Annotated in this window: 4 protein-coding genes; all 4 read right to left on the minus strand. The window is 61.7% G+C overall.

Annotated features, from left to right (window positions below):
• Positions 1–1,107 (minus strand): 4Fe-4S binding protein (locus H5U38_05770; protein MBC7186524.1); only part of this gene is annotated, 1,107 nt, incomplete at its 3' end.
• Between the two features lie 64 nt (positions 1,108–1,171).
• A complete protein-coding gene (locus H5U38_05775; GenBank protein MBC7186525.1) occupies positions 1,172–1,582 on the minus strand; it encodes an ATP-binding protein in 411 nt (136 codons plus the stop codon).
• A gap of 438 nt (positions 1,583–2,020) precedes the next feature.
• Positions 2,021–2,356 carry a serine kinase gene (locus H5U38_05780; protein ID MBC7186526.1) on the minus strand — a complete coding sequence of 112 codons (336 nt, stop codon included), beginning with the start codon at positions 2,354–2,356 and terminating at the stop codon, positions 2,021–2,023.
• Between the two features lie 38 nt (positions 2,357–2,394).
• On the minus strand, positions 2,395–2,949 hold the full coding sequence (locus H5U38_05785) for a hypothetical protein (protein MBC7186527.1): 555 nt from the start codon (positions 2,947–2,949) through the stop codon (positions 2,395–2,397).
• Between the last annotated feature and the right edge of the window lie 688 nt (positions 2,950–3,637).

A 3,637-nucleotide genomic window follows, 5' to 3' on the forward strand; every position in this document is an offset into this window, starting at 1 on the left:
GCAGTCAATTTGCCGCAGCTTCTGGTACACCCTCTCCCTCTCTTTGAGCCGCTTGATGGACGTTTCGAGATCGGTGTCGAAGTAGCGGGTCGGCCTCGGCAGGATCGGGTGCTCGAAGAAGTAGTACCGCTCCTTGAGTTTCCGCTCGATTTCGGCCATATCCACCTGACACTGCTGCGCGTAGCGTTGCCGCTGCCGTTCGATATTGGCACGAGCTACATAGGGGTTTTCCACCACGAAGGGGCCTCCTATGCACCCCATCATGCAGGCGAGGGCTTCCACAAAGTCCACGTTACGCAGCTTTGAATTCTCGATATCATCGAAAATGCGCATGACCTGGTCGATGCCCGACACCGCCAGCCAGTTGCCGGAGGTAGCAAAGCGGGTCAACGCTCCGACGATGGCCCATCCCGGGTCGAAACTGAACCCCTCAGGCACGTCCTGTGCCGCGAAGCGCTTCTTGGCCGCCACCACGTGCGGCAAGAGCACGGGGTAGACATCGCGAATGGCTATGGCACCGTCGAAGTACGACCTTTCCTTCTCCGCAGGCTGCTTGATGGAGACAATTTTGGCCGGACAGGGTGCGATATAGATGATGCCCACCTTGTCGGGCGGCAGGCCTAGCCGCGCCGGCAGGGTACGCCGCAGTTCGCGTGCTGTTACCTCACGCGGCACGTCCAACGGCACGATCAGTTCCACCAGATCCGGGTATTTCACCTGAATGAGCCGCAGCGTCGATGGGCAATGCGAGGAAATCAAAGGACGCCGCCCCTGGTAGGTCTCCAGGTAAAGCGTGAGCGTGGTGGCCAAGGCGGCAGTGGAGGCGCTGACGTCGACAACCTCGTCGAACCCCAACTCGCGCAGGGCCAAATGCACCAGGTACGGGTGAATGTCCGGGCCAAACTGGGCGTACAGCACCGGCGAGGGGACCACCACGGAGTAGGCAAATCGCGATATCTCGGCGACCTGGTCGGCGATGGGCACCACCGCACCTTCAGGACACACCGCCAGGCACAGCCCGCAGTCTACACACAGCTCCTCAGAGATGACGGCGTGCCCGCGCCGCACCCTGATGGCCTGAGTGGGACAGCGGCGCATACATGCCATGTGTCCCCGACACTTCTCCTCCACCACCCTATGTGCGTGGTAGTATTGCATGAGTATTCCACAGCTACACCACGAACTTCATGCGCACGGTCGTGCCCTTGCCCACCTGGCTCTCGATGGCCAGCTCATCGGCGTTGCGCTTCATGTTCGGCAACCCCATGCCAGAGCCGAACCCCATGGCGCGCATCTCTTCGGTGGCGGTGGAAAAGCCCTCCTGCATGGCCAACTCGATATCGGCAATGCCCTTGCCCTGGTCAGCGATGGTGATGAGAATAACGCGGGGGTCAACCATCAGCTCCACCGTTCCTTGCTCCGCGTGCATCACCACGTTCATTTCGCCCTCGTAGGTGGCAATGGCCACCCTGCGCACGAGCATGGGATCAAACCCTATCGTCTTGAGCAACGACTTCACTTCGGTGGAGACAAGTCCAGCGTTGACGAAATCGCCTCCCTGCACGGTGAACGAGCGCATCAGGTAGGGGGTCTGAGGTGCTCTTTCGCCCTCGGCCGGCCTGTGCGCCGGTACTTTGCCTCGCTGCAGGGAGTCGATGCGCACACAGGCCTCGTACATGTCCAGATCAGTACCCAACACCACCAGGCCGTGCGCGCCCGCGAATTGCTCGCACCCATCCTTGGGCTTCTTGCCCCGCAGGAACACCACCCCCACAAATTCTGCCATCAGCGCCGATACCACGGCCTGTTGCGTGGCCAGTCCGGTCAAGAGGAGCGACTCCGGCTGCCCAAAGGCCAGCACGTCGCTCATCAGGTCGGAGGCGTACACGTGCTGCACTGGGGCATCGAGGCGCTCGGCCCCAACCAGCACCCTCGCCTCCAGAGCCTCCATGACCTGCTTGACCAGCAGCATGGTCCTCTCGTGCGCGAAACCACCTGGGACCGACCGAGGCTGGAGGTGCTACGTGCTCCGCAGGCCGAGATCGTGCAGCTTGCCTGCCAACGCAAAGGTAGACATCGACGTCCACAAGATAGGAATGCCAAACTTGCTGGCCAAATCAATGGTCTCTTGCGGCACTTCTTTGCCGCTGGTCACCACCACGGCGGCCACGTCGACCAGGTTGGCTGCCGGAACAATGCTCTTGTGCGTCTGCACCGTCAGCCACAGATCGCCCTGGCGTGCCGAGGCCATGACATCGCTCACCATGTCGGAGATGATCACCCCCTTGACCTCGCGGTGTTCAAAGGTGCTCATGGGTCGCAACTCAAGTCGCTCCATCAAGTCCTTGGTAGTCATGCGGGTTCTCCTTGTAGCTGGCCGTCCCGTCGCTTCGCCTAAGAAAAAAGTGGCTTGCGTTCCCCAGGCGGTTCCTGGGAGAGCATGCCCACGTCGTGGAGGAACTCACCGCCACAACGAGAAAGGTCGGGGATGAGAGTGAAAGGCACCACTTTGATGCGCGAGCGCGTTACGTCCCGCCGCTGGTTGAAGTAGTCAGTGAGTATGGCCAACTTCCGCTCCGAAAGCGGCCTCTGTAATGCCTGCGGCAGGAAGCCGAAGGCGACCACCAGCCACGTCCGCTCTCGCTCCAGAGCGCGCCGCTGCTGCTCGACCGGACAGTCCTCCATGCAAGCGGTGCAGTGCATCAGTCCCATCAACTCGGAAAACTCCTCCACCTGCCCGCACAGGGAGCACTGCAGATCGAAGCGAAACGACTGCGCCGTTTCCACCCGACTCCAGAAGTGGTCATCCTCTCGGTACTCCTCGCCCAGGGGCAGGCCGTCTTCCGCAGAGAAGTAGGTCCTGACCAGGCCGCAATGGAAGCACTTCTCAAAAGCGATTAGCCCGAAGCGGACGTGGGCCATTTGCCAGCGGTGTGTACAGGTTGCCATAGCTGCCTGCTCCTGTCTGCTGCGTGCGTTTCAGTTCGGCGGTCTCTTGCACTGTGCTCTTTGGCGGTACACACGAACCTGCGGAAACGCGGGGTCACCCAGCGGAAAACGGGGAAGGGATAGACTACGTGGGTGTGCACTTCGGCCGGAAGGCGCAATGGACGGCGCCCTCTCTGGCGACGATCTGCAGCGCAAGTCGCGGCCATGGAGTACCCCTCATGGCTCAGGACCACTGGCCACCCACGAATGACCCATCAAGCGCGAAGGTGAGGATGGGTCGCGCAACCCCTGGCAGCATCATGCTGCGAAAGAGTGAACGACGTTCACGGCGAGTAATATTTACGCAATTCTCCAGCAAAAGTCAAGTGAATTTTTCGCCCTGCGTGAAGAAACCGCGCGGATGTGCAAGTGAAGTACCTGGAAATGGGCAACAGGAAGCGAAGGCGATTGCTCGGCCAGCGGCGAAGCCTCGACGGCCCGAGCGAGAGGGGCGGCGGGCGCAACCCCGCCGCAAGCCTCGCTGGCCGCACATCCGCTCTTCGCCACGGAGACGACACACGTGTCCATGCGGAGTCTGAGAACCTGGAGGGGGAGCCCACATCCCGGGCGCGGCCGCTTTTGCCCGGCCCGGCCCCCACGGCCGGCACCGCTCCCCAAGAGCGGCGCCGGCCGATTCGTGACCCCTCTT

The sequence above is a fragment of the Calditrichota bacterium genome, from assembly GCA_014359355.1.
Classification (GTDB): domain Bacteria; phylum Zhuqueibacterota; class Zhuqueibacteria; order JANLFK01; family Oleimicrobiaceae; genus Oleimicrobium.

What these genes read in the sequence shown, in the direction of transcription:
- H5U38_05785 (MBC7186527.1), bottom strand. Translation starts at nt 2,949, where the DNA reads ATGGCAACCTGTACACACCGCTGGCAAATGGCCCACGTCCGCTTCGGG.
- H5U38_05780 (MBC7186526.1), bottom strand. Translation starts at nt 2,356, where the DNA reads ATGACTACCAAGGACTTGATGGAGCGACTTGAGTTGCGACCCATGAGC.